At 62.8% G+C, this 26462-nt stretch carries 21 protein-coding genes; 12 read left to right on the top strand and 9 right to left on the bottom strand.

The window, feature by feature from the left end:
• Positions 1-281 precede the first annotated feature (281 nt).
• From FH975_RS11525 to FH975_RS11500, 6 genes are all read left to right on the top strand, one after another.
• Positions 282-4922, top strand: coding sequence for a hypothetical protein (locus FH975_RS11525; RefSeq protein ID WP_162321452.1), 4641 nt, complete (start codon positions 282-284; stop codon positions 4920-4922).
• A gap of 848 nt (positions 4923-5770) precedes the next feature.
• Positions 5771-6736 carry an SMODS domain-containing nucleotidyltransferase gene (locus FH975_RS11520; RefSeq protein WP_162321451.1) on the top strand — a complete coding sequence of 322 codons (966 nt, stop codon included), beginning with the start codon at positions 5771-5773 and terminating at the stop codon, positions 6734-6736.
• The gene (locus FH975_RS11515; protein ID WP_162321450.1) at positions 6733-7347 is read left to right on the top strand and encodes a ubiquitin-conjugating enzyme family protein; all 615 of its coding nucleotides are present in this window, start codon (positions 6733-6735) and stop codon (positions 7345-7347) included. Before FH975_RS11520 ends, FH975_RS11515 begins: the two co-directional genes overlap by 4 nt.
• On the top strand, positions 7334-8632 hold the full coding sequence (locus FH975_RS11510; protein WP_162321449.1) for a HesA/MoeB/ThiF family protein: 1299 nt from the start codon (positions 7334-7336) through the stop codon (positions 8630-8632). Before FH975_RS11515 ends, FH975_RS11510 begins: the two co-directional genes overlap by 14 nt.
• A gap of 23 nt (positions 8633-8655) precedes the next feature.
• Positions 8656-9186: a Mov34/MPN/PAD-1 family protein gene (locus FH975_RS11505; protein WP_162321448.1), complete on the top strand. Its 531-nt coding sequence runs from the start codon at positions 8656-8658 to the stop codon at positions 9184-9186.
• Positions 9183-10499, top strand: a complete 1317-nt coding sequence (locus tag FH975_RS11500; RefSeq protein ID WP_162321447.1) for an SAVED domain-containing protein — start codon at positions 9183-9185, stop codon at positions 10497-10499. Before FH975_RS11505 ends, FH975_RS11500 begins: the two co-directional genes overlap by 4 nt.
• A gap of 59 nt (positions 10500-10558) precedes the next feature.
• Here FH975_RS11500 and FH975_RS11495 read toward each other — a convergent pair whose 3' ends face one another.
• From FH975_RS11495 to FH975_RS11460, 8 genes are read right to left on the bottom strand one after another with little or no spacing between them, the layout of a single operon-like run.
• A complete protein-coding gene (locus FH975_RS11495; RefSeq protein ID WP_162321446.1) occupies positions 10559-11122 on the bottom strand; it encodes a Na+/H+ antiporter subunit E in 564 nt (187 codons plus the stop codon).
• Positions 11122-12930 (bottom strand): proton-conducting transporter transmembrane domain-containing protein, encoded by a 1809-nt coding sequence (locus tag FH975_RS11490; RefSeq protein WP_202923213.1) that lies wholly within the window; start codon positions 12928-12930, stop codon positions 11122-11124. Before FH975_RS11490 ends, FH975_RS11495 begins: the two co-directional genes overlap by 1 nt.
• A gap of 1 nt (position 12931) precedes the next feature.
• Positions 12932-14497, bottom strand: coding sequence for a complex I subunit 5 family protein (locus tag FH975_RS11485; protein ID WP_162321445.1), 1566 nt, complete (start codon positions 14495-14497; stop codon positions 12932-12934).
• Positions 14488-16005 carry a complex I subunit 5 family protein gene (locus tag FH975_RS11480; RefSeq protein WP_162321444.1) on the bottom strand — a complete coding sequence of 506 codons (1518 nt, stop codon included), beginning with the start codon at positions 16003-16005 and terminating at the stop codon, positions 14488-14490. The genes FH975_RS11485 and FH975_RS11480 overlap by 10 nt, the downstream gene beginning before the upstream one ends.
• Positions 16002-16310: an NADH-quinone oxidoreductase subunit K gene (locus FH975_RS11475; protein WP_153077708.1), complete on the bottom strand. Its 309-nt coding sequence runs from the start codon at positions 16308-16310 to the stop codon at positions 16002-16004. The genes FH975_RS11480 and FH975_RS11475 overlap by 4 nt, the downstream gene beginning before the upstream one ends.
• Complete coding sequence (locus FH975_RS11470; RefSeq protein ID WP_162321443.1) at positions 16310-17281, bottom strand: MnhB domain-containing protein; 972 nt, start codon at positions 17279-17281, stop codon at positions 16310-16312. Before FH975_RS11470 ends, FH975_RS11475 begins: the two co-directional genes overlap by 1 nt.
• A complete protein-coding gene (locus tag FH975_RS11465) occupies positions 17278-17661 on the bottom strand; it encodes a cation:proton antiporter (RefSeq protein WP_202923211.1) in 384 nt (127 codons plus the stop codon). Before FH975_RS11465 ends, FH975_RS11470 begins: the two co-directional genes overlap by 4 nt.
• A complete protein-coding gene (locus FH975_RS11460) occupies positions 17658-18011 on the bottom strand; it encodes a hypothetical protein (protein ID WP_153077706.1) in 354 nt (117 codons plus the stop codon). The genes FH975_RS11465 and FH975_RS11460 overlap by 4 nt, the downstream gene beginning before the upstream one ends.
• Positions 18012-18277: 266 nt before the next feature.
• Between FH975_RS11460 and FH975_RS11455 the strand changes: the two genes are divergently transcribed.
• The 5 genes from FH975_RS11455 (at position 18278) to FH975_RS11435 (ending at position 23088) form a co-directional block, all read left to right on the top strand.
• Positions 18278-19261 (top strand): carbohydrate ABC transporter permease, encoded by a 984-nt coding sequence (locus tag FH975_RS11455; protein ID WP_162321442.1) that lies wholly within the window; start codon positions 18278-18280, stop codon positions 19259-19261.
• Positions 19258-20184 (top strand): carbohydrate ABC transporter permease, encoded by a 927-nt coding sequence (locus FH975_RS11450; protein WP_407938632.1) that lies wholly within the window; start codon positions 19258-19260, stop codon positions 20182-20184. The genes FH975_RS11455 and FH975_RS11450 overlap by 4 nt, the downstream gene beginning before the upstream one ends.
• Positions 20185-20252: 68 nt before the next feature.
• Positions 20253-21581 carry an ABC transporter substrate-binding protein gene (locus FH975_RS11445; RefSeq protein ID WP_162321441.1) on the top strand — a complete coding sequence of 443 codons (1329 nt, stop codon included), beginning with the start codon at positions 20253-20255 and terminating at the stop codon, positions 21579-21581.
• Positions 21582-21667: 86 nt separating this feature from the next.
• Positions 21668-22378 (top strand): dienelactone hydrolase family protein, encoded by a 711-nt coding sequence (locus tag FH975_RS11440; protein WP_162321440.1) that lies wholly within the window; start codon positions 21668-21670, stop codon positions 22376-22378.
• Between the two features lie 2 nt (positions 22379-22380).
• A complete protein-coding gene (locus FH975_RS11435) occupies positions 22381-23088 on the top strand; it encodes a LysR substrate-binding domain-containing protein (RefSeq protein ID WP_162321439.1) in 708 nt (235 codons plus the stop codon).
• A gap of 4 nt (positions 23089-23092) precedes the next feature.
• On the opposite strand, the gene thiE is transcribed toward FH975_RS11435, so the two are convergent.
• Entirely contained in the window at positions 23093-23806 is a 714-nt protein-coding gene (thiE, locus tag FH975_RS11430; protein ID WP_162321438.1) for a thiamine phosphate synthase, read from the bottom strand.
• Positions 23807-24300: 494 nt separating this feature from the next.
• On the opposite strand from thiE, the gene FH975_RS16965 reads away from it, so the two are divergent.
• Positions 24301-26343, top strand: a complete 2043-nt coding sequence (locus FH975_RS16965; protein WP_162321437.1) for a helix-turn-helix transcriptional regulator — start codon at positions 24301-24303, stop codon at positions 26341-26343.
• The last annotated feature ends 119 nt before the right edge of the window (positions 26344-26462 follow it).

Genomic DNA, 26462 nt, shown 5'->3' with positions numbered 1-26462 from the left:
GTGAACCAGAAATCTACCGACGAGGTCCTAGAAGTATCTGCATTTCTTTGGAATTTAGGCTCTACCAGAGGCTCAAAGGTTCTCTCCAGAAGAACATCATGAAGGCACACGGGCCGGTTGGCAGATGAGCGGATGAACCCCTGCTCCCGGCAAGTGGTTGTGCAGACGCCGGACCGTCCCGGAGACTATTCTCTTTCGTCCAGGTCAACTCCCCTTCGACCACGGTGGAATTTCTGCTCGACTAGAATCACCGTTACAAACCCCTTTGAGAGGACTTCTCAGTGAACGCAGTCGGGCTCAACAGGGTCAAATTCGAAAATATTCGCGAGCACTCCGGATCTCAACACAGGGCCTGGGAAGAACTCGCGTTCATCCTGACACCGACCCTCGACCGCCTACCTGAAGAATCCAAACTTGTTCGTCGAGGCACCCCTGACGGCGGCATTGAGTTCCACTGCGATGCGCCCTCAGGCGAGGGAGTTTGGGCTTGGCAGGCTAAGTACTTGTTCGAGCTCTCGAAGAGTGCCCTCGACCAAATGACCGAAAGTTTCGAAAGCGCTCTGGCCAACCTGCCCGACCTCAGCCGGTATACATTCATTCTTCCCATTGACCGGCCAGCGGGAGCGCGAGGTACTAGCGCAATGAAGAAGTGGGACAAAAAGGTCGGAGACTGGACCAACCAAGCCGCCCAGAAAGGCGTCACGGTCTTCTTCGAGTACCACGGTCACTCGGCAGTTCTCGAAGCGATAGTACAGCCCCAACATGTCGGTGCGCTTCGCTACTTCTTCGACTCAACCTTCCTTACGCCGAACAGCTTCGCCCATCAGGTCGAACGGTCCGCGAAGAACCTGGGCGACCGGTACCTGCCTACAACTAACGTGGAGACGGAGTTCCCTTCAGTCATTGACGCACTTTGCCTGACTCCGTCCTTCAAGGCTCAAGTTCGCGATCTCTCCGCTAAAGCCGACCTAGCCCTCGAGCGCCTTCTTCACGCGCTCACCACCCGGCCTAACGGAACGGCTCCGAACGCGGCTGCAGCTGCCAGGACGTTCGCTGCCGCTCGAGTGCGCTGTGAGGAATTTCTTGCAACCGACGACGGGACGGCCCTGAAGGCGCTTGGGACTGCCGCAGGAAAAGGCCAGGATGCGGTGCTCGCAGACTGGACCAATTTTGAAAGAACCAGCGCGAGAAAGAACGACCGCAGGGTCCCTAACCCGCACCGAGAGTTTGATGAAGCACACAGAGCACTCCTCGACCTTGGCGCTCTGCTCAGCGATAAAGCACTCCGGCTTTCCGGTGACGCGTCACTGTTGGTGGTCGGGGCAGCGGGCATCGGTAAGAGTCACAGCCTCGCTGACGTTGCTGTCTCTAGAACCAAAGTAGGGGCTCCCACGTTGCTAGTCCTTGGCAATCATCTGTTACTGAACACATCTTTGACCGATGAGCTATCGCGCTTCGTCGGACTTGGCTCCTGGGACGAACTCATAGCCGGGATGCAGGTCGCAGCTCGGCTCTCTGGTCAGGGCAAAGCCCTTATCGCCATTGACGCTATCAACGAAGGTCCGGGGCGCGAACTGTGGAGGGAGCGCCTCCCAGGCCTGTTGAGTGAACTTGCTAGAGCACCGCAGATTGGGTTGGTCCTATCCGTTCGTGACAGCTACAAGTCGAGCATCGTAAGTCCCGCAGCCGAAGAGGCATTGGTCCAACATGTGCATCGGGGGTTGGCAGGGCACGAAAGCGAAGCGGTTCACTTGTATGCGCAGGAGGCAGGGTTATTGGCACCGCACGTGCCAGCTTTGAACCCTGAATTCAGCAACCCTCTCCTGCTCCGGTCGATGTGTCGGTCCGCGAAAGCCCAAGGCCTCATGACCATCCCGGACACTTCGATGGGAGAAGATTGGATCTTCGACGGGCTCCTGAAAGCGGTGAACGACAAGATCTCCGACATCAACGAATTCGACCTCGACCCAGCGGACCAGGTTGTCCAGAAAGGCATTCGCGCTCTGGCCTCAGCGATGGTAGATGCGAAGTCCGAGACTCTGCCACGTCACATCGCAGCAGACATCGGAAACACCATCCTGCCGGACGGAGGCCGAGAGAGCCGACGACTCGTCAGCGTTCTCGAGCGCGAAGGGATCCTCCTCCGAGAACCCAGGAACGACGCCCAGGGCGAGGTAGTCCGGTTCACCTACCAACGTATGTCGGACCATTATCGAACGCGCACGTTCCTCGACGGCTGCGACGATCCCGCCGGTGTTCAAACAAAGCTTCTCGAGTCTCACGAGCATCGCGGTTGGGTTGACAGCGGCCTCCTGGAATCGTTGTCCTCTATGGTGCCCGTCAGGTACGGCCTCGAACTGCTAGACATCGTGAACGGAGACTCCTGGGTTGATCGTGCGAAGTACACCCTGGGTCAAGCATTCTTCGACAGTCTTCCGTGGCGGCCGCCGGCAACGGTGACAGAGCGAACGTCGGCGCTGGCTAATGAGTTAATCGACGATGAGATCATCGAATTCAACGATTGGCTATCCACCCTCTTGGGTCTCGCATGCATCCCTGACCACCCCCTCGGAGTGAGGTACCTTCACGAAAGACTCGTCGACCGTTCAATGATTGAACGCGACCACGTCTGGACTTTGCCTGTTCAAGACATCTGGCTCGAATCGGAAAGTTCGATAGCCCGAATACTCGACTGGCTCGCCAGCAACGATGAGACCTTGTTGCCACAAGCCCGTCGCGACTCCATGCTCGTTCTATCTTGGTTCCTGTCCAGCAACAGTCGCCGCCTGCGAGATCTTGCCACAAAGGTTCTAGTCAAGCTCACCGACCGGACTCCCGACGGGCTACTCCACGTGCTCCAGCAAATGGAAAGCGTCGACGACCCATACATCAGGGAACGTCTCGCGGCCGTTGCCTTCGGCTACGCGGCACGTCTGCCCTTCACCCTCCGAGACGCCCAACAGCGCGATGATGCCGTAGCTGTCCACGTCCTGGCCGTAGAGATGGCATCGCAAGCAGATATGCCAAGCATCCTACTCACCCACTACATGCGCGAGTTGACTCGCGAATTGACGGTGCGACTACCCGGCTTAGATCTCCGGTCCTATCAAGAACCCGAGTGTTCGTGGCCATTCGACCCACCGTCGCGGGTTGACCTCGCCGTCCGGCTCGGCGACGAAACCGACCACAGGTTTCTCGGCAAATCACCCATAGGGTACGACTTCCACACATACACACTCGAGCGCGGCGTTGTGAAGAATTTTGCGCTACCGAACCAGATGAATCTCCAGAGACGTGCTCGAAGAAACTCCCACCAGCGTCGACGCCGAGCTCTCACGAAGATTGCCAAAGCAGAGGCAACGACACTCGAGTACATTGCAGACCTGCTCGACGAGCCGCGAGACAACCGATCACTCGAAGAGATCATCGCGAGCTATCGAGCGCCCCGTACAAGGCGAAGTGCAGATGCTTCAGAGGCGAAGCAGGATGGCGCAATCCCGGCCCAGACCGAAGGGGAGCGCCTTCGTACCAAGTACCCCGCCGAGACCAGCCGTATCAGCCAAGCAGAAACAAACCTAAGGTTGCCCAAGAGCATCGGACCATCGATGGACGTGATCGAACGATGGCTAGTGAATCGCGTGCTCGACCTCGGCTGGACACCAAACAGTCCGGGTGAGAAGTACAACCATCTGATAAACCGCCAGCTTGAAGGTGCTGAGGACAAGATCGAGCGCCTGGGAAAGAAGTACCTTTGGATTGCCCTCCGAGAACTACAGGCAGGACTCACGCAACACTGTGAAGTCTTGGTATGGTCATCCGACGAACCGTCGCCATACCAGTCAGTGTGGCAGCTTCGGAATAGCGTGGACATCGACCCGACGATTGCTCTATTCGGCGACCGTCCTCCGCTTGAGTCCGCAAGTTCGCGAATGCGCCAACGACTCCGCGCCAATGAACTTCATGAGGCTTGGTGGCTGCGCGGTTTCGCATCACCACTTGACACCGAGGCCACGAACGGTGACGCTTGGCTGCAGTCCACGACAGACTTACCGCTCGTGAGTCGCATGTTGGCGGCAACGGACCCCGCAGGGGACGAGTGGGTCGCCTTGGAGTGTCACGTGGAATGGCAAATTAATAATGACGGCCCTGTTGAGAGTTTTCGGCAAGACCGACGAGACATGTGGTTCAGAACCCAGTCCTACTTGACTAGCACAGAGTCGATCCAGGATGTCCGGGCGTGGTCCAAAGGCAAGAACTGGATGGGCCTGTGGATGCGAACCCCACCCGACCACGGTGAAGGGTTCTACCGGCAATATCCGCACACCGAACCGTGGGCAAGCTGGTTCCAGGAAATCCAACGCGAACACACGTCAGGCTGGCAAGGCGAGAACGCCCCGGCGGAGACGCAACTGTTCCGAGTCTCTGACGGGTGGTATCAGCCGACGGACCACGAGTTCCCTGCATACCCTCAGGCACTGGCTACTTTCGGGAGTAATACGACATCCGAAAACGACATGTCGAGCAAGGACCTGTCCTCCGGTGTCCTCCCCTCACCCATGCTGCTCCAAATTTTGGGGGCGTCGCACACGTCTGCTCAGGGGTTTAACTCCGAGCCCGCTCTCAAACTCGGCGGGTTTGAGAGAGAGTTCAGTTGGAGTAACGCCGAGGGTATCGTCATGTTTGCTACTGGGGGACCTGAATGGGGTGCTCCAACGGCACTTTACGTCCGGGCCTCAGTCCTCCACGAATCGCTCGAGCGGGTGGGGCTAACTTGGTGGTCATGGGTGTTGGGCGAGAAGATCACGTGGAGGGGCGGAGAGCCGACCGGCAACCGCCTAAACGTGTTTGGCGCTGCAGGGCTCAATGAAAACGGAGTCCAGGCGTGGTCCTTCGACGCCCATTATGAAGACGGACCGGATTAGTCGCCGTGGCTCTTTCGGGCGCGAGACCACGACTCGTACGTAATAACAGCTCTGCTATGTCGACCATAGTGTCGGATGGCCCGATAGCACTGGTCGACAATGGTTTGCCCGGCCGTAGCTGGTCAGGTCACATTCCAAGCTCGAGATCAGTAAGACTCTACTGACCACCAGAGGACTAAGAGACCGTGGTAGGAACTCCGAACACGCCACATGAACCACCACGCATTCCACCCAAGAAGAAAATGTCCCTTGAGAAACGGACCCAGATTGCAACTGAGTGGCTACAGCGATGCAGCTGGTGTGCCGCCGGGAGTAGGTCCACTCGTTATGTGAGTCGCGGGGTTTGTTCTTCTTGATGCCCGGCAGTGCCAGCATCAGGAAGAACAAACCCAATGAAGAGCGCCAGGGCGATTGGGTGGCCAGGTCGGGTGATTCGCAGTGCCCTGGTAGGTTCAGCATTCGTCTTGGGGTGGTATCAATCGTCTTGCGTTTACCACGAGGGACAAGTCGGTGGAGGCCAGAACAAGTTGATCAGTCGAAGGCACGGGCAACGTTGCCTCGAGCTTGCCAGCGATCACAAGAGGAAAGTGCAGCAGCCAGTAGTCGGTAATGGCGGGATGAAAAGTCTCATTCGCGACTTCGAGTGGTCCGCCGGGGCAGGGGATGAGACTTCCCGTACGCACCGGATCAGGCGCAGTGCCCCATGTAGGCCACTTTGTCGGAACGACACAATCTGAACCTGCTATCACTCGGCGGATCATGCCCTCTTCGGGGCCCCGGCCTAAACAGCAATGTCGGTGGTGGCGGTTACGCTGAATTGAACAGCCCAACCAAGGAGGAGAATGATCATGAGCTTGACTGACGCCTTCAAGACCTTTCAGGACGTCGTGAATGCCGACATTATTCAAGTCCGAGAAGCCCGTGCTCGCCGCGATCTCTTTAAAGGGGCCTTCGTTGCCGAGGACGATGTGGAGGAAGTTGTCGCGTCTGGATCGCTAGCGCGAGGGACGCATAAGGATCCGATCCATGACGTCGATGTGATCGTCGTCTTCGATCAGGACGAGCATCCGGATTGGGGCGCGCCGGGAGGTTCCGCCGCGGACGCTCTCGATTACACGCGCGAGCGTGTCAACACGCTGCTCGGGGCGACGAATGGCACTTATAATCACGCCGTCCGGCTGGCGCGGTGGCGCAACCATGCCGTCAAGTGCTTCCTGGATGACCCAGACGATCCTGACGCGTTCACCGTTGATGCCATGCCAGCGATTCGCCGCGATGGGCGGCTCCTTATTCCGGAAGCGGCCTCGGAAGATTGGGTGACTTGCGACCCCGAGTTCCTAATCGCCAAGGTTGCGGAGAGGCACGCCCTGTGGAACAAGTTCGCCAGCACTGTTCGGATGCTCAAGTGGTGGGCTGCCGAGCAAGACACCAAGATCAAGTCTCTCGTCATGGAGGTCCTCGCGCTCGACTTCCTGCCGACGGACGTCAACCAACCCGCTGCGATCAAGCAGTTCTTCGTGAGCGCCTGCTACCACATCGAGGGCGGGAACGACGTCGCCGATCCCGCTGGACTCTGCGGACCGATTCAGCCCGACATCGACTACGAGGCGTTCGCCGACACCCTGCGGACCGCACGAAACAACGCCATCAAGGCGTTCCAGGCACAGGCGAACAATGACACTGCGGCTGCGATCAAGCACTGGGGTGAGGTCTTTGGGGACGACTTCCCGAAGCCTCCTGCCTCCACTGGCAACCCGGCGCCCGCGGTCGTGCCCGCTGTGCCCCGGCCGGTGAAGGACACTCCGCAAGGATGACTCGCGCAACAGGGCCAGATCGCGGCGCGGGCACCACGGCGCTCAACCCCGTCCTCTGGACTGAGCGTGAACCCGTGCGACTGAGGCGCGATCAGAATGAGGTCCAGGCGTACGCGCCATTGCTCGAATACCAGAGCCCCACAGACGACGGCATGCCGCACGGCGGATGGATCGGTTTACTCCCCCGCTGGCCGTTCGAGCGGCCCCAGCCCGAAGCTCTCGATGAGCTGCTCGGGGACCAGGAACTGCGAGTGCTCGTCATCTACTCCGCGGCGCACCCGATGGTTCCGCCGACCATCTACTCCCTTGATCCGGAGCCGTCGATCTGGGAACAGACGCAGTCCGCATGGCACGTAGCCCCAGGAGGATCGCTCTGTCTGCTCCAGAGCGATGGCGGCTGGCAGCCCGAAGCAAGCCTCACCGAGCTTCTGGCTAAGGCATCGGGATGGCGGATCGAGTACGCCCTGATGAAGGCTGGCGTCATCGATGAGATGTCGGTCAATGGCATCGTCTCTGACCCTTCATATGACCACCTCATCTCCGAGGCAGCTGAACGCGCGAAGAAGGACGTGCGCGCCGAAAAGAAAACAGAAGCCGATGCGATCCAGTGACCCGTACATCGTGCTCACACTCGAAGGGGCGGCCAAGATGGCCGAGTCAAAGTTGTCCCTCGGTTCGCTGAACATACGTCACGTCCCGTCGGAAGACCTTTACGTGGTTACCACCGTCGAGACCGCTAGAGACATTCGCCTACAGGTGGAAATACCCCGCAAGTACACCGCATTGCATTGGGGCGACCCGCTGTACAGCGCACAGTGGATGCGTCCGACAACGGAACACATCAACCTAAACCACCTAATGCTGTTGCGACGTCCAGGCGCGAGCATTCCATTCGACGATTTCCGGAAGATGCTCCCAGGCGTCTCAGACCCCGGCGGCAAGCTTGGACTCCTCATCACCCACGATCCGCAGATTCCATCCGAAGCCACGGAAGCGGGCGCCGCTGAATTCGCCGGATGGCTCGTACACCGCACGGGCGTTCGTGCCATCGCGATCGAAGCTGAACCGGCGGTCGTCGGCTTGGCTCAACTGACGGGGAGATGGCCGATCGAACAGCTCGCCGCCAATAGCGTCATGGTTGTGGGCTGCGGCAGCATCGGGAGCGCCGCGGCAGAGGCGCTCGCAGGATACGGACTCGGAAGTGTGGAACTTGTCGACCCGGACCGATTCCTCTGGCACAACATGCTCCGCCACGCTCTCGGACCCGAAAGCGTTGGGCGATTCAAGGTGGCGGCGATGAAGGATCACCTCGCCCAGCACTGGCCGCAGCAGACAGTGGTGGCTCACAGACGTGACGTGGTTGCCGAGGCCCACTACATTCGGCCCCTCGTCGACCGCGTCGATCTGGTGCTCTGTGCCGCAGACGGTATTGCTCCCAGACGCGTCGTCAGCCACCTCTCCAGGCGCGCACGGAAGGCGGCGGTCTTGGCGTGCGTGCTCGACAATGGCTCGATCGGAGAGGTCATCCGGCTGCGTCCCACGCCCCGGTTCGGATGTCTCCTCTGTCTACGGCAGCAGCTTGCGGATCAGGGGGCGATGGATGCTGAGGCGGATCAGGAGTTGGATTACGGCACCGGGCGCGTCCATCAGCCTATGACGGCTGTGCCGCCTGATCTCCGATACGTCGGCATGTTCGCCGCAAAAGTGGCGATCGCGACACTGCTGGAATCGCTTCACGGTGACCACACCCAGCAGGTTCCCGGCGAGCACGCCATCATCGGTCTCAGACCAGCAGGTGATCTCGCGGCCCCTTTCGACCTCAGCCAAGCCGGCGATGTTCGGTGGTCGTCTATCCCCAGACCTCGCGCATCGTGCCCGACCTGTTCGCCAGGATGACAGCTTGGAGAGAGGTGCCTCCGGTGACGATCACTGACGTCGCACTCAGCGCGATCGAGCGCGAGGCGTTGCGGTCCGTCGATGGACTCGAAACTGGCGGCATCTTGCTCGGGGAGGACGCGACTGATGGACTCGACATCCGACACGCCGGCGGACCTGGACCCAACGCCACCCGCGGCGAACGCACCTTTATGCGAGACCTCGACCATGCCCGGCGTCTCGCGGACTCGGCCTGGTCGGAGGACCGTAGTCAGTGGATAGGCGAATGGCACACCCACCCGACCGGAGGGCTCTCCCCGAGCGAGGTTGATCTCCACTCCTACATGCGCCATCTGCACGACCCTGAACTGGGGTTCGACAAGTTCGTCGCGATCATCGCTGGTTTCGATTCATCGGCACGTGTAGTCGTTGCAACTTGGCTCGTAGAACGGGACCGAATCTGGGCGGTGGTACCCGAGAGGCTGCCTATTGCGCCTGCTGGAGACAGTCCATACGCCAGTGACGCGGTGAAGCACGCCGCCTCCATAGCTGAAGAACACAAGGAGACGCCATGACATCCGATTCCGCCACTCCTGACCCAGCAGACCCTGTCTTCATCTCGTATCGCCAGAAGGACGGTACGGGTGTTGCTGCCGAACTCGCCTGGCTCCTCCGTGCCGCCGGCATCCCTGTCTGGCGGGACCGAGACGATCTGCCACCAGGTGACACCGAGGCCCGACTCAAGCAAGCGATAGAGGCCGGCATCTCCGGCGGCGTTCTCGTGACAACACCGGACGTGGTGAACAGCAGAGTCGTGAAGACGCTGGAAGCCCCCCATCTCCTCCAGCTACACCGCGACTACGACGTGTTTGCACTCGGAATCATCAACTCAGTGAAGACAAAAGACGACGGAACAGATTACGACGCTCCCGACCGGCTCCTAGAGATTCGACCCGGCACCTTAAGCGGTGTAGACCAGCACTCCGCCGAGCGCGATGGTCTGCTGGCATTGATCCGCGGTGTGGTCTGGCACAGAATCGCGTCTCTTCGCAAGCGAATCGAGGCAACCGACCAGACGTTCCGCCTAAGCCTCCAGACCAGGAACACGCCACAGGTCTATGACCGAACCGGTGACGAACTGGACATCCGCCTCAGACCCTCCGATCACGAACGACTTCCGAGCGCCGACGGGCTCCGAGACCTCAAGGACACCATCGGTCTCCTCCCCGATGCCGTGACCCGTTCCGGGGCCCATCGGCTCCGTGTCGCTGGCGGCGCTCATCTCTCGGTGGCCTTCGCAGTCGGGGCGGCCTTGCCTTCGTCTCGAATCGGACACATGGACGTGATCGACCAACAGGGCGCCACCTGGGCGAGCGATGGCGAAGCGCGGTTCGTCACGCAACCGCAAGTGCAAATCGCAGATGAAGGGGGCAATCCGTCTGCGATCACAGCCGGGCGCCCCTCCGTAGCGGTATATGTCGATCTCCTGCCCCAACGCAGCGACACCGCCTTCACCCGCTATATCGAAGACCATAGGCCGTTTCTCGCGGCCTGGCGTCATCTCACAAGTGCGAGCGGCACGCTCCTCGACCCCGCTGACGCGGGCCTGATCGCCGCCGACCTCGCCGCGCATATCCGTGCCCTGTCGAACGACAACTCCAACGCCGAGGTGCACCTCCTGCTGCGGTGCCCGTTCCCCCTTGCGCTTCTCATCGGACGGTTGACCAACACCCTGCGCGTAGTAGCCCATGAATGGGACGACTCGGACCCCATATACGGCAATGATTACCGCGCAAGATACGTCCCCACACTTCGAGTGCGAGCGTCAGCAAGCGTGGGAGCGATAGAAGAGGTGCTTCTTCCAGGGCGGGGTGATCCCTTGAATTAGGTCTCCTAGTTTCGGGTCGACCAGCGTGGGACGAATTGCTTCCCAGCAGAGCAAGGAGATCAGTCGAAGGCGCGGGAGACGCGGTGTTGGAGGTGTCTCCACTGGCGGGCGGGGTCTAGCTCGGGGGCCAATGTGTGGAGCTCCACCTGCTGGGGTTCCGCGCACGCTGCCGCCGCGTCTGGGTCCGTGGTGACGAGCGCTGTGGCGCCCTCACTATCAGTGGTGCGCTGGATCATGGAGCCCGGCATCAGATTCATCAGCACCATTGCCAGCTGGCGGGCGTGACCCTCCGGAAGGTCGATCGGGGCGCGCACCACGGTCGGGTCAATCCGCACCGGGCGGCGCAGCGAGCGCACCGCCACATCCACCCCGCCGAGCACTGACTGCCACAGGAACCACAGGCACAGCGCGCCAGCGAACCAAATTCGCCGTGGCCACCGTGCAAGCCGCACCGGAGACTCCGGCGGCATCAGCAGCAGACTCAGCGCCGTGCACGCAAGCACGGACACCAGCCCATAGACCGCGTAGTCCATAGAAGCGGAAGTGAACCCCGCCCACAGCACACCTAGGATGACAGCGCGCAGGACCGCACCCACTATCCAACGCATCACCACGCTGCTCATCACCACAGACCTCCTGCCCACATCACCAGCACGACAGTGACCGCAGTCAGCGCCACAATGACCACACCTGAACCCTCCCAGCTGCCCACGGCAGCTTCAGCACGGGAAGCACCACGGCGGGTCCATTCAGCCAAACGGTGCCCACCGCTTGCACCACGTGAGCGCACACGCGCAGTCACGCCATGGGCGGCGTCCAGTCCAGCGGAGGTGCTACGTCCACCACGGACCAAGAGAGATTCTTCCGCGACCACAATGTCGCCTGGTGGCACAGTCTGGCCATCTGCGCTCAGCCACTGCGGCAGCAGGTCCCGCCGCGCCGCGAACGCGATGGCAGCACCCAAGCCGACACCGAGCAGGATGGGCCAGGTGGCGTCCCACAGTGCGCTCGCCGTCCAGCTGAAGTCCCCGGCCTGAGGGATCCACCGGAGGCCGATTATCCACGGCACTGCCACTCCGGCTGCACACACGCCCAGCCAGGAAAACAGTTCACCATCGGGCCTCCGGCGCGGGGCTCGTTCGGCCCGGGTGATCACCCAGCCGAAGCGCATCAGCAGCAGGGTGGAGCCGGTAGCCACCAGCGGCAGGATCTGATCAAGTCCCAGACCCAGCACGGTGATGCCTTCGACTGCCTCCTTGGAGACATACTTGCCGTAGGCGCCCGAGGTCAGGGGGGCGCCCGCCACAGCTAGGGCCGCACCGGCCATGCCGATGGCGACCAGGATCCCGGTCCGACCACCGGCATAGTGCTTGACCACGGGCACGCCTAGGAACAACGCACCCTTCGCCAGCCCATGATGGACGGCGTAGAGCACCGCGGCCGCAGTAGCCGCACCGGTCACCTCGGGCACGAGCATCGCCACCGCCACCAGGGCGGTGATGAACCCCATCTGCGAGATCGTCGAATAGGCCAGCACCACCTTCGGGTCACTCTGCAGAACACCTGCCACCACCGCGGCGAACGCGCCGATAAGCGCCAGTGCCAACAGGGTCTGGCCCGCCGCAGCCGGGATGGCCGGGTCGCCCAGTGGAAGGAACCGGATCCAGCCCATCAGCCCGGCCTTGACCATCGCCCCGGAGAGCACCGCCGAGGCCGCCGGGGGAGCAGCCGGGTGCGCCAACGGAAGCCACACATGCAGCGGCACCGTTCCGGCTTTGACCCCGAATCCGATCAGTAGCAGCACCACTATCAGGCCCGTGTGGTCCGAGGCGGCCACCGCGGCAGGAGCATCCGCGATCAGGTACCCGCCTGCGCTCGCAGTGAGAATCAGGCCCGCCAGGATCGCCGTCTCACTGATCACTGACATCACCAGGTAAATCCTTGTGGCCCGGCGAGCCGCCTGGTGCCGGTAGTGGATGACCAGCCCGGCAGCGGAGAAGCTCATGATCGCGAACGCCAGGTAGAAGCTCACCGCATCGGCGGCCAGGTAGGTGCCGATATTGCCCGCAAAGCAGACCATCAGGAACGCGCTCAGCGCCCCGGACCCACTCTCGGCATCCCGGAGTTTCACCCAGGTGACCGCCATCAGTGCGGCCCCATAGAGCAGTGCGGCAATCAGCGTCAGCGCACGTGCCGCAGCATCCATGCTGAACGCGGTGCCCAGCAGCAGCCACGGCACCTCAAGCTCCGCCTCCGGACCCACCAGGGTCAGCAACACCGCGGGCAGCACCGTCAGCGGCGAGAACATCGCAGCCGCCCGGCGCACCCGGCGGGCACGGGCCAGCCCCAGCGTTCCGGCCAGGGCAATCACCGCGGTCACCACCAGGGGGATAAGCAGGCTCAGCGCTATGAGGATCTCAGGGGTACGCACCTCAGCTGAACACCCCCTCGGCGATGAACCGCGAGATTTCCAGCGGAGAGAACGGTAACGACGCCGCCAGGCCCACTATCAGCGTGAACCCGGCAGTGCACAGGGCAGGTATGAGAAGCAGCGCCGGCTCATGAACCCGCGCATCATCACCGGTCCGCGCTGTGCCAGGCTCGGGTGCGTCGGCGCCGTCGTACTCCTGCTCACTGTCCTGCTCATCCTCCTTCTGGCCGAACCACAGGCTGTAGACCACAGGCAGGAAGTATGCGGCGTTGAGCAGTGAGGAGACCACCAGCACCACCAGCACCCACGGGTGCGGGGAGTCCAGAGCGCCGAGCCCCAACTGCCATTTAGAGATAAACCCCGCCGTTGGTGGCAGGCCGATCATCCCGAACGCGCCCACCGTGAACGCCGCAGAGGTCCAGGGCATGCGACGGCCGGCCCCGCGCAGGTCAGAGATCTTATGTGCACCCATGGATTCGGCGAACAGTCCGGCGCAGAAGAACAGGGTGATCTTCATGATGCCCTGATGCACCAGGTGCACCACCCCGCCGGCGGTGCCCGCCATGGAGAACATGGTTACCCCCAGCACCACGTAACTGACCTGGGAGACCGTGGAGAACGCCAGGCGGCGCTTGATCTCCGTCTGGCGCAGCGCCTGATAGGACCCGTAAATGATGGTGATGCTGGCCAGAATCAGCAGCGGAGTGAGCCCCCCCAGCTCCCAGGCGACCTCAATGCCGTAGACATCATCGACCACCCGGACAATGCCGAACACGCCAGCCTTCACCACCGCGACCGCATGCAGCAGGGCAGAGACCGGAGCAGGGGCGACCATAGCCGCCGGCAGCCAGGAATGCAGCGGCACCAGGGCAGACTTCACCCCCAGTCCGCCGACCAGCAGGGCGAAAATGATCACCGCCACAGTGGGGGAGCCGGCGGCGAAATCGGCCACATCAGCCGCGCCGCCCTCAGCGAAGTCGGCTGGCCCGGCCTCCATGGTCAGCCACACCACACCGACCAGCACAGCGACGCCGCCGCCGAGCGCGTAGCGCATATACAGCCTGGCTGCCTTCAGGGACTTCTCATCTCCCCAGTGCGCCACCAGCGGGTAGGTCACCAGGGTCAACAGCTCGTAGAACACCAAAAACGTGATCAGGTTCCCGGAGAAGCTGATGCCCACCGTCGCCGCCACACACAGGCTGAAGAACCCGAAGAACCGGCTCTGATACGCGGTGCCCTTCAGGTACCCGATCGCGTAGATCGTGGTCAGCAGCCACAGCACCGCAGAGAGCCCGGCGAAGAACAGGGCCAGCGGATCCACCCGCAGCACCAGCGAAATCGCCTCCCCACCGCCGGTGGGCAGAAACGGCACTGAGAACTCTGGGCGGGCACCCTCGGCCACCACAGGTGGCACCAGCAGCACCACCAACACCAGCTTGGTCACCGCGCCGACCAGGTTGACTGTGCTGCGCAGCCGCGCCACACGCTGCGGCAGCGGGAAGATAATGGCGGCCACCACGACCGAGAGCAGCACGAGTCCCAGCGGAATCAGGTCGTTCACCACCATGAGCCCACCTCCAGCATGGTGCTCACCCACGCGCCCAGCAGGCCTGTGGCCAGGGTCGCCACACCCAGTAGCAGCACGGCCAGCTCCCCGGTGCGCTCGCGGACGGTCACTGGGTTCGCCGCCGGGGTGTTGTCATCCACCTCAGCCTGCATCAGCAGCGGGGCGATTCCGCGGAGTAGGTACCCGGCCGAAAGCAGTGTGCCCGCGGCGAGCACCAGGAACAGCCACCAGTGCTCGGCCCCCACCGCGGCCGTGGCCAGCTGCCATTTGCCGGTGAACCCCAAGCTGATCGGCAGCCCCAGCAGCCCCACAGCGCACAGGCCCATCGCCAGAATCAGGGTGGGGTGGTGGGCTCCGGCCCCGCGCAGCGCGGCAATCTCATCGGTGCCGCAGCGGTCCTTCAGGAATCCTGCGGCGGTGAAGAGTCCGGCTTTGGCGATCGCGTGCCCGGCGGCCAACGCGACCACAGCACCGTAGGCACCTGAGGCGAGTTCGGCGTCGTCGTTCTCACCCGGAAGCAGCAGCGGGAACGCCAGGAACCAGTAACCGATCTGCGCGATGGTCGAATACGCCACCAGGGGCTTCAACCTGTCCTGCCGCAGCGCCAGCACCGAACCGGCCAGCACCGCGGCGGTCCCCAAGCCACCCAGCAGCCAGGTCAGCCACTCGGCACCTGCCAGCACCGGGACCGCCCAGAGCCAGCAGCGCAGCAGCACCACCAGCGCGGCCTTGAGCACCAAACCGGACAAGATGGGGGAGACCACGCTCGGGGCCGAAGAATGCGCGGGCACCAACCAGCGGTGCATCGGCAGCAGGGCGACCTTCATACCCAGACCAATGGTCATCAGGGTCAGCGCCAGCAGCGCAGGGGTCGGGTCCTCCAACCCCCCCAGGGCCTCACGGGTCTGCTGCAGGTCCAGGGTTCCGGTCACTGAGGCCAGCAGCCCCACCCCGGCCAGAAACAGCAGCGAACCCAGCACCGCCACGAACAAATACCGCAGTGCCGGTTCCCAGGACTTCCGCCCCCCGAGGGCCACTAGTGCGACCGCCGTCAGGCCGACCAGTTCCAGGGCCACATAGAGGTTGAACAGGTCTCCGGAGAGATACACCGCGTTCAGCCCTGACCAGCAGCCCAGCCACAGCGGCCAGAACCCCGGGTGTCCCGGCACCCACGCGGTCGCGCTCAGAAAGGTGCCGGTGGACTTCGGCAGGATGGCTGCGTAGCCGGTGAGGATCAGTCCCACCAGAGAGGTCACCCCCAAAAACACCGCCGCCAGACCGTCACCGCGCAGATGAATCCCCAGCGGGGCATCGAACCCGCCCAGCACCAGTTCCGGAAGCTCCCCAGAGGTGACTGTGACCAGCACCGGCACGGTCAGCAGAGCGATCACCACGGCTGTGACCACCCCGGTGATGCGCCGCGCAGGGTGGGGGAGCACCACGGCCGCGGCGGCGCCCAGCAGCGGCAGCAGCGTCAACGCGCCCAGAGCGAATTGGGGGAAAGTCACGGCGCGTCACCGCCTGGAGGGTCATCCTGCTGGCCCTCAATCCTGCGGATGAGCACCGCCCCCAGCCCGGTGAACGCCACCGCAATCACCAATCCGGTGATCACCAGCGCCTGCAGCACCGGGTCGGTGGCATCTGACCGGGCCGCCAGCGCGACCAGGGTCAGCAGCACACCGATGCCGGTCACATCCAAGGCGATCAGCCGGGCCAGCAGATCCCTCACCAGCAGCAGGCGCACCATCCCGAAGATGACCATCACCGCAGCGATCAGCAGGTACCAGGTGATGGTGTCCATGCCGAAGTCCATCAGCGCACCCCCTCTGGGTTCTCCAGAGCCAGGAACAGGGTGTACAGCCCGGCGGTGATGCCCGCAGTCAGCAGAACCTCAACGGAGAGCACCGCAGCGAACGCCCATTCCGGCTCCCAGGACAGCCAGGGCAGGCCAAGCACCGGACCTATCAGACCAGCACAGATAAACACGACGACGCCGACCACCAGCAGTGGCCGCAGCCAATAGGCGGTGAAACCGCTGAGATCCACCTGGGAGGCCCGCAAGAGAATAAGCGCAGCCGCCAGCACCGCACCGGACTGGAACGCGCCACCAGAATCGGTGGACCCGGCGAACAGCAACCAGAGTCCCAACAGCACCAGGGCCGGGGCGAGCAGGCGCGCAGCCCAGCTCAGCGCCGAGGGCACAGGCGGCATCGGTGCTGCGATCTGGTGGACACCGAGCCGGTGAGACCCCTCAGCGGACAGCCCGCCGTCGCGGGACAGTGCCAGCACGGCCGCCGCGGTGAGCATCAGGATCCCCGACTCCAACAGGGTGTCGTAGGCGCGGAAGGCCAACAGCACCCCGGTGATCTGGTGCTCCACGCCGGTGTCCGGCAGCTGCGCCTCAGCGGCGTCGCGCCATTCAGGGAGTCGGTGTTCGGCCCGCAGCCACACCGCAGCGAGCACAAGGGTCAGGGACACACCCGCGGCGGTGCCCACCACCGGCCGCAACCACGGAATGCGCGGGCTGGTCTCCATGGCACCGGCCCCCGGCGGCAGAGGGCTGCGCACTGCGAGCCACACCATGAGACCGGAGAGCAGTCCGGTGCCGATCGCCGCCTCTGCCAGCGCCACATCCAGGGAATCCAGGCGCAGCCACACCAGGGCGATGAGCACCCCCAGCACCAGGAAGCCCAGGGTCATCACCAGACGTGAGCGCGGAATCAGGCTGAGTCCGGTCACCGCCAACACCCCCAGGCCCAGCACAACGTCAATAAGTGAGATCACGGGCGACCATCCGCTCCGGGGGTGGCCGCGGCGTCGTCCTCGCCAGTGTTACCCACCACAGGGTGCTCTCCGGTGTGGTGGACCGGCTCGCGTCGCTCCGCGTGATCCGCCTCCAGGCCGGCGATCACGTGGGCTGACACGGAGGCACCGGCCAGGGCGAACAGCCAGCACAGCAGCATCAGCGCCGCCACCGCCCAGTCGGCCAACCAGAGGGCCGCGCCGCTGAGAATGAGGCCGAGTCCGAGGTTATCCGCCTTGGTCAGCGCATGGAGGCGGGAACGGACCTCGGGGAACCTGACCAGACCCAGGGTCCCGACGGAGAAGAAGAACGCGCCGGCGATCATCAGCACAGCAGCGATGATGTCCAAAGTCAGGCTCACCTCTGGTCACCCCTGGGAGTGGCAGTACCGCTGACATCGTGACCGGCGCGAGCATCGTCGCGAGTTCTGGCCCCGGCAGCCGCGCGCACTGCGGCGGTGAGTGCGGCCGTGCCGGTGAGGATCACCGCGACATCCATCAGTCGCAACGGCGGTTCGGCAGTGTCCCCTATGAGCGGTGCCAGGACTATGAGCAGGGCCACCACTGCTGCACCTGTGGTGCCGGCGAGCAGGACCACCAGCAGCCAGTTCTCATTGAACCCTTGGCGCACAAACGCGAAAACGGCGATGCCGATGTTCAGCAGGAGCACGATCAGGCAGGTGGCGGCGACAGCGATCATCACCTGGTCCATGCACGGCCCTCCTCATCGGCTCGGTCTCATAGTCGCAGAGTCTCATGGTGCAGTAAGTGTGGCCCCTACGGGTAACTTCCCAGCCTCACCTGCACATTCCCCGAAGAAGGGACCCCCTGACAGGTACGATATGTGGAGCGTTCCAGTTGTGCCGTGCGTCACAGGAGAGATTCAACTGCGGTTCACCTGGAGTACACCTGCGAGTCGGGAGGGAAGCCCACGATGGTGTGGGCGGTACGGCATATGAGACACCTTGAGGGGGAAGCTTGACGACCACCGAATCGCGTCCTGCGCATGTGGTGCAGGATCGGCCTGAGGCTTCCGCCCCTCCGGACGACGCGCAGCTGGCAGCAGCCCGGAAGAAAGCCCACCGGCGCAAAAACTCCAAGAACTGGTCGCTGTTCCTCCTCTTCGCCGGTCCTAACATTCTGCTGATTCTGGCCTTCATCTACTACCCGCTGGCCATGAACATGTACTTCTCCAGTTTGGACTGGCGGCTCGGAGCGCCCCGCGCGGACCCGGTGGGTCTGGCCAACTACGAACGGTTCTTCACCTCACCGTCCGGCCTGGAGGTGTGGCGGGTCACCGGTATCTTCACCGCAGGCGCGGTGCTGGGCTCCATGATCCTGGGGCTGCTGATCGCCCTGGTGCTGAACAAGAAGATCCCGGGCCGGACCTTTGCCCGCACCGCCGTGTTCAGCCCCTATGTCCTCTCCGGGGTCGGTGTGGCGCTGGTGTGGATGTTCATCTTTGACCCGCAGCGCGGTGCCCTGATGTTCATCCTGGACCGCTTCGGGATCGAAGCACCCCAATGGTTCCTGGACCCGGACGCGAACCTGCTGATGGTGATCATCGTCTACGTCTGGAAGAACCTCGGCTACTGTGCAGTGGTCTTCCTGGCCGGGCTGCAGTCGATCCCCAAAGACCTGCTGGAATCGGCCACCATCGACCGGGCCGGGCCAGTGCGCCGATTCTTCTCCATCGTGCTGCCGCTGCTGACACCCACAGTGTTCTTCCTGCTGGTCACCAACATCATCTTCTCCATGACCAACGCGTTCGACATCCTGCGGGTCATGACCCCCACCGGCAACGGAACCAACACCATCATCTTCGAGATCTACCTGCAGTCCTTCGGCCAGTTCAACCGGGCCGGGTACTCCGCAGCTATCGCGGTCGTGCTGTTCTTCACCCTGTTCATCATCACCGCCGTCCAACTCCGCTTCGTGGAGAGGAAGGTGCATTACCAGTGAGCACCACGACGACGCCGCCACAACCCTGGGCGGACCCCAAGCCGGCCCGCCGCGCCAAGCGCCGCAGCTCACCGGAGTGGACCAAGGCTTTCAGCCCGCGGAACCTCGCCGACACCATGCTCACGGGCTACCTGCCGATTCTGATCGCACTGATCATTATTGTGCTTCCCCTGGTGTGGATGGTCTCCTCCAGCTTCAAACCGGTCAATGAGATCGTCACCCTGACTCCGCAGCTGCTCCCGCAGGATGCCACAACGGAAAACTACGTCACGGTGGACCGCCGGATCCCGCTGATGACCGTGCTGCAGAACAGCGTGATCGTCACCTCCGTGGGTTCGATCATCAAAGTGCTGCTGGCCATCACCACGGCCTACGCCCTGGTCTTCATCCGCGTCCCCGGCGCCAACCTGATCTTCCTCGGCATCCTGGTCGCACTCATGGTCCCGCCTGAGGTGTCGATGCTGCCGAACTTCATGACCATTGAGGCCCTCGGCGGGCGCAATACGCTCTGGGGGATCATCCTGCCCGGGCTGGGCACCGCGTTCGGGACGTTCCTGCTGAGGCAGCACTTCAAATCACTGCCCAAGGAACTCTTCGAAGCCGCCGAACTCGACGGCGCCGGGCACTTCCGGAAGCTCTTCCAGATCGCGGTTCCCGTCTCCCTGCCGGCGATCTCCACGGTATCCCTGGTGACCATCGTCAACGAGTGGAACAGCTTCCTGTGGCCGCTGATCATCACCGACAGCCGGGACCGGATGACCCTGCCGGTGGCGCTGAACCAGCTGCGCAGTGTGGAGGACCAGGTCTCCAGTTACGGGATTCTCATGGCCGGCGCCGTGCTGGTGATCGTGCCCATGCTCATCATTTTCGCCATGCTGCAGCGCTACATCGTCTCTGGTCTGACCCAGGGCGCGGTGAAGTGAGTCCTGCCGAGGCCCACACTCCAGACCTATCTGCCCAGAATCACGCGAATCACCCACAAAGGAGCACCATGATGAAACAGTCCACCATCAGCCTCAGCTGGAAGGGCGTCGCTGCCTTCAGCGTGGCCGCCCTAGCAGTCACCGCCTGCGGCCCCGACACCAATGGAGGCGACGCCGCTGAGGAGGCAGAGGACACCGACTGGGCAGATGTGGAGCCCGCCGACTCCATCGTCTTCGCCACCAACCACCCCGGCGGCTCAGAGGATATTGAGGCCGACTTCATCGACGAGTTCACCGAAGAGACCGGCATCGAGGTGGAGGTCATCACCTCCGGGGCCAACTATGAGGAGACCTCCCAGTGGTTCCAGACCGGCGGCGGCTCCAACGCCGATGTCGTCGTGCTCTCCGACGCCACCTGGTTCCCGAACTACCTCAATGACGCCCTGATCCCCGTAGACGATGTGCTCGAAGCCGCCGACATCGACGTCAGCGGCTATGTGGAAGCTCTCTACGAGGACTACCTCTACGAAGGCAACCACTACGGCGTCCCCTACGCCCGGTCCACCCCGCTGTTCTACTACAACGTGGAACACTACGACGAAGCCGGAATCGACGGTCCCCCCGAGACCTGGGAGGAAGTCGCCGAAATCTCCCAGACCATCGTCGACGAAGACGTCGCACAGTTCGGCTACGCCTTCCCACCGTCAGATGAGTACCCAGCCTGGGGCATGGCGAACCTCGTCTGGGGTTACGGCGGAGCCTGGTCTGACGAATGGGATTTCTCCACAGTCTCCTCCGACGAGACCGTGGAAGCGCTCGAGTTCGCCCAGTCCGGCGTCGAAGACGGGTGGGCCAACGTCGCTGCCACCTCCCAGACCGATGACTTCTCCTCAGGCGTCGCCTCCCAGACCATCCAGTCCACCGGATCCCTCGGCGGGATCATGGACACAGCAGACTTCGAGGTCGGCACCGCGTTCCTTCCGGACGGGCCCGTGGCCGAAGGTGAAACCCCCACTGGTGGTGCAGGTCTGATGCTCGCCTCCGCTTCCTCACCTGAGGAGCAGCTGGCATCGGCCATGTTCGTCGGCCACATGACCTCGGCCGAAACCCAGGCGAGATTCTCAGAGGAAACAGGGTACGTCCCCTCCCACCAGGATTCGGACATGTCACAGGTGTACGAGGAGACCCCGCAGTTTGAGACCGCAGTCGACCAGCTGGAGCGCGCACGGGTCCAGGACTTCGCCCGAGTATTCCTGCCCGGTGCTGACCTCGAGCTGGCCACCACCCTGCAGAGCCTGCTGACCTCCGGCGATGACGTGCGCGAGGAGATGGAACGGGTGGAATCAGAGTTTGAGTCCCTCTACGAAACTGACCTGGCAGACGAGATCGAGGGCTGATCACCTCGCTTTGACGGCGTCGGCCCTCCTCAGCACGCTGGTCTTCAGTACGCTGGGGAGGGCCGACGTCTTTTAGGGAGGATCGCATGGCTGAAAAAACCCCGCATCAGAACATCACGTTCCCGCTTCCACAGGCAGAGGTGACAGACACTGGGCACGGATATCTCGCCACCCCGCCCAGCGGATCAGGACCGGCAGTGATCGTCATCCAAGAGTGGTGGGGCCTGACTGACCACATCAAAGAGGTCACCGACCGGTTGGCCGCCCAGGGCTTTGTGGCTCTGGCGCCAGACCTCTACGGGGGGTGGGTCGCCCACGACGGGGAGGAAGCCCGTGAGATGAAGTCGAAGCTGCCCGCCGAGGAGGGCGCACGTCAGCTGGCAGGGGCTACCGACTTTCTGCTGGCCCATGATGATGTCACCTCCCGGACAGTCGGAGCCATCGGATTCTGCATGGGCGGAGGTTTCGTGCTCGCACTGGCCGCGCAGCAGGGGGATAAAGTCTCCGCAGCAGTGCCGTTCTACGGGGTCGGGCAGGCAGTGCCGGAGACCTATTCCGGTGTGACGGCCAGCATCCAAGGCCACTACGCCACCCAGGATGCGATGTACCCGGAGGCTGACGCCCGCCGTCAGGAGGCCCAGATCCGCGAAGAGTCCGGCGCGGAGGTCGAGTTCTTCTACTACGAGGCAGGCCACGCCTTCCATAATGACGAGAACCGGATCGGGACCTACGACCAAGAGAAGGCGGAGCTTGCCTGGGGCCGCAGCGTGGACTTTCTGCGCAAGAAGGTCGCCTGACCGTGATTCTAGGCGCGATACCGGGAGCCACCCCGGACAAGTGGGCAGCGCGGTGGCGTGAACGGTTCCCCGACCACGCCCTCGAGGTGAAGTATTACGACGACGCCGGACAACTCACCCGGATCAGCGAAGGCACGGTGAATATCGGCTACGTCCGCTTCCGGGAGCATGAGGTGGAGGTAGACACCGACGTTTACCACCGGGTGCTGCTGTACCGGGAGGATCCGGTGGTGTGTGCCGCCGCGGATCACTGGATCGCTGCGGCCGAGGAATCCGTCGACGCCGCCGAACTCGCCGGTGAAACGTTCCTGGACTCAGCGCAGATGCTCCAGGATTGGGCTGCCGGCAGCGCAGATGTAGCAGGCGCTGAACGAATGGCCCTTGAGGTGGCTGCCAGCGGTGCAGGCGTCGTCGTACTGCCGAACTCGGTGGCGCGGATGCTCAGCCGCAAAGATGTTGTCATCCGCAGCATCACGGGAACTGCAGGGTATGAAACCGGGCTCGCCTGGCTGCGGGAGCAGGACTCCGAGCTGATCCAGGAGTTCATCGGAATTGCCCGGGGACGCAAAGCCGGATCCCCCCGGACCGCGTCCTCCCTGCAGAAGTCCTCCCCGAGCCCGAAGCGCAAAGCCCCAGAGCAGAAGACGCGGTCGCGGCCCCCGGCACGCGCCGCGAAACCGGGCCGGACGCGGAAACCGCGGCGTCGCTGACTGGCTAAGCCGGGAGTTTCTCCCGCAGGGCGTGGGCCGCAGCCGTAGTGTCCTCTGCTTCGGTGACCGCCCGGACGACGACCACACGGTCAGCGCCGGCGGCCGTGACCTCGCCGATGTTGTTTACGTTAATGCCACCGATGGCGAAGAACGGCTTAGCCGTCTCCAGCCCGGCCGCCTGCGTCACCAGCTCGGTACCTACAGCCGCGCGCCCTGGTTTGGTGGGGGTCTCCCACACCGGACCAGTGCAGTAGTAATCGATCCCGATGTCCGAATCGGCCTCGCGGACCTGGTCAAAAGTGCGGCAGGAGAGCCCGATGAGCACGTCGTCGCCCAGGATTGAACGGGCCTGTTCGGGGGAGAGATCCTCTTGGCCCACGTGGAAAATATCCACCCCGGTGACCGCCGCCAGGTCCGCCCGATCATTAGCAGCGGCCAGCCCGCCGTACTCATCGGCGACCTCCTTCAACAGAGTCAAGGCCGCGATCTCAGTCTGGACGGAGACGCTCTTGTCCCGCACCTGGATGATGTCCACTCCGCCCGCGAAAGCGTCCGCGTAAAACGTGCGGAGAGCCTCCAGACCGAGTTCCTCGACCGGTCCGGCGCCGGGGTAGGAAATGAATCGCTGCAGGTCAGTGCATATATAGAGCCGCGAGGACAGCAGGCGCTCCCGGCGCAGCTGACCCAGGTGAGTGGGTTCCGGTGTGCTGGTGGTCATGCATTCAGACTATCGGCTGACGGGGGTGAATTGTCAGTTTCACCCCCTCTGCGCTCGGAATCGCTCTAGCGGTCCGTAGAGAGTGGTGATGCGGGTCCAGAAGAGGACCCATTCAGCGGACCATTTCTTCTGTCACTCAGAGCCTGTGAACGGCCGCTGGACTTATTGTCAGAGGCACTGCTTGGCCCGGGGGAGGGTGAAAGCAGGCTTTTGCTCGCTCACCGAGGGGACAAGCGCGATATATGACGTGGTTTTCAAGAGCAGATGATTGGGTGAAGGACAAACACAGCAGAGCAGGGCTCTTCGACCTTGAGGGCCCGCTGGGTCTCGATCCTTTCCCGGTGGAAGGTCCACGCAGTAGATTTCGCCGTTTGCCTCGGGAGCCGTTCCTGACCACGCTCGCGGAGGAGAAGTGGGAGCTTACAGAGGAGGCACAGTCTTTTCTGTTTTCCTTCACCTGCGGATATCTCAGTCTTGCGCGAACAATCTTAAACGTGACCGGGCCTCACGGGTTGCGTGACCTGGTGAGCGGCAGGGCCGTGACCGCGGCTTTGGGGCGGGAGATAACACGCTGGTGGGACCGTCTCGGTACTGAGCAGTTACAGCAGGCCGCACTATGCGCTTCGACTTTGCACACCGTCACCCCCTCCGCGTTAGCTGCCGCACTCCAGGCTTTTACTGTTGGAGACCAGACGCCCAGTGGCGCCGCGAAAGCTGACCCCCAACAACTCGTTCTGGAGCTGTTAGGGCTGGGGATTCTGGTTCCTGTTGAGCCGCCGAAGGGGTTCTCTCATATTCCTGGAGAGGGTTGGCGGGTGCCTCAGGCGATCGCTGAAGGTCTGAAGCTGCACTTCCCTGCAGGTTTTGGCTATCGAAAGTACCGAGCCGCCTTGCTGGCTTGTCTGGCGGATCGGAGGGATCTCTTGGGTGAGCAGCTGATCCAGGCGCGCCGAGCGGCTCGGTGGGAGTACTTGGTGGAACTCGTGGCCAGCCGATATCACGAGGTCCTGACAGACTTCCGCCCTCAGGCACTCGTGGCGCTGGACCGGCTGCCGCGCAGCGTGGAACAGCAGGCACCACTCCTGAGATTCATCCGGTTACACATTTCCTACTTGTTCCGGTCTCATGCCCAGCCACGAGTCTCCGCAACGAGACCTGCAACGATCCAGGGATTACCGGCAGTGGCCGCGGAAATGGTGATGGGTGTTCAGTCCCTTAGACCGGACTTCCTTATTAAGCTCAGCACAAGCAATGAGGCCGCAGTCACTGCCGGGTACATGATGTTCGCCTACTGTGCCCAGGGGCGCTTTAAAGAGGCAGTGGATTTAGGGCATGAGGCCCAACGCAGGTTGAGTGTGCTGGCATCGCAGGACAATCAGCTGAGCAAACAAGCGGACGATTTCTTCCGTTTCCACCGAGGGGTTGCCTTGTGCCTGGGAGGGAGTCTCACCGCAGGTGCTGAACAATTCGATCTGGTATCCGCGCCGGACCTCTCCGCAAAGCGTCCAACGGTTCCGCAGCTGGCTGCGGACTATGAAGCCCTTATATGGGGGCTGATGAGCGGAGACCGGACCGTCCGTAGGGAATCTCTGCAGCCACCAGTGACAGCCGCGGGAGGATACCTGCGGGCGTTGCGGAGTTTGGACCTGCTCGAAACCGATGAGGCAGAACGTTGTATCGCACCCTTCGAGGATTCTGTGACGGTGACCTCGCTGTGGCCGTTGATGGTGGTGATCGAGCATTGGATCTCACTGCTCAAGGTGGATGACCGATGGTGGAATCGGCGATTTACAGACCTTCAACGGCAACGCACCTCGCATTTGCGCGGTAAGGGCTTGGGCCACCAGGCGACCCGCTATATGCACGGTGAGCTCCTGCTCTCACGAGGTCGACTTCAGCAGGCGAAGGCACTTGTGACTGAGGGGGGTGCGGGTCTCGGGGGGATAGAGCTGGTAGAGGCCAGGATCTGGCTTATGGCAGGGGAGTTTGGACGAGCCATAGATGTAGCCGAAAAGTACACCTACGACATGCAGATGCCCGTGAGAGCCCGGGCACACTTCAGACTGCTCGCCGCCGCCGCACGCTGGGCCGAAGGATCCGATCACAAACAAGCAGAGCGAGACTTTGCTGCCGGCGCCGAGATTTGTGCAGCGGTAGGAACCGTGCTGCCCCTAGCGTTGCTCCCCGACAGGTACCGCCGCGAGGCATTACGCATCCTGGCGGAGCATCCTTTCTGGGAGGAAATAGCATCGCGCGACCCGCGCGGGAGTTTGACCGCGGAGGAATTACGTCAACGTGTGCTCGGCGCACGGTCGGTCTTCCCGTCTCAGGCCACCATGGTCGACCTGACGTCCCGGGAGATGGAAGTCCTCAAGAGTCTGAGGAGCAACTGTTCGATGCAGCAGATCGCAGCGGCGGAATGCCGGGCACTCTCCACGGTGAAGAAACAGGCTCAGGCGGCCTACCGCAAGCTCGGGGTGAATTCCCGTGAGGCGGCTCTTCAAAAAGCTCACGAACTAGGTCTTCTCAACGGGTAGAGCTGTATCGATGCGGTGAAGCGGCAGGGGGACCATTCAGAGGCCCATAGATCCAGCTCCCACTAGCAGTTCTCACAGGCTGTACCAAGGATTGGCAGTGGACTCGTATTTCTCGTCAC

This window comes from Nesterenkonia haasae (assembly GCF_010119385.1).
Classification (GTDB): Bacteria; Actinomycetota; Actinomycetes; order Actinomycetales; family Micrococcaceae; genus Nesterenkonia; species Nesterenkonia haasae.
The sequence above is the reverse complement of the archived record's forward strand: the minus strand, read 5'-3'. Positions and strand labels throughout refer to the sequence as shown.

Coding starts and splice junctions, on each gene's coding strand:
- FH975_RS11475 (WP_153077708.1), bottom strand. CDS start 16,310: ATGGACTTCGGCATGGACACCATCACCTGGTACCTGCTGATCGCTGCG.
- FH975_RS11515 (WP_162321450.1), top strand. CDS start 6,733: ATGACTCGCGCAACAGGGCCAGATCGCGGCGCGGGCACCACGGCGCTC.
- FH975_RS11520 (WP_162321451.1), top strand. CDS start 5,771: ATGAGCTTGACTGACGCCTTCAAGACCTTTCAGGACGTCGTGAATGCC.
- FH975_RS11485 (WP_162321445.1), bottom strand. CDS start 14,497: ATGGTGGTGAACGACCTGATTCCGCTGGGACTCGTGCTGCTCTCGGTC.
- thiE (WP_162321438.1), bottom strand. CDS start 23,806: ATGACCACCAGCACACCGGAACCCACTCACCTGGGTCAGCTGCGCCGG.
- FH975_RS11495 (WP_162321446.1), bottom strand. CDS start 11,122: ATGAGCAGCGTGGTGATGCGTTGGATAGTGGGTGCGGTCCTGCGCGCT.
- FH975_RS11445 (WP_162321441.1), top strand. CDS start 20,253: ATGATGAAACAGTCCACCATCAGCCTCAGCTGGAAGGGCGTCGCTGCC.
- FH975_RS11510 (WP_162321449.1), top strand. CDS start 7,334: ATGCGATCCAGTGACCCGTACATCGTGCTCACACTCGAAGGGGCGGCC.
- FH975_RS11500 (WP_162321447.1), top strand. CDS start 9,183: ATGACATCCGATTCCGCCACTCCTGACCCAGCAGACCCTGTCTTCATC.
- FH975_RS11460 (WP_153077706.1), bottom strand. CDS start 18,011: ATGGACCAGGTGATGATCGCTGTCGCCGCCACCTGCCTGATCGTGCTC.
- FH975_RS11440 (WP_162321440.1), top strand. CDS start 21,668: ATGGCTGAAAAAACCCCGCATCAGAACATCACGTTCCCGCTTCCACAG.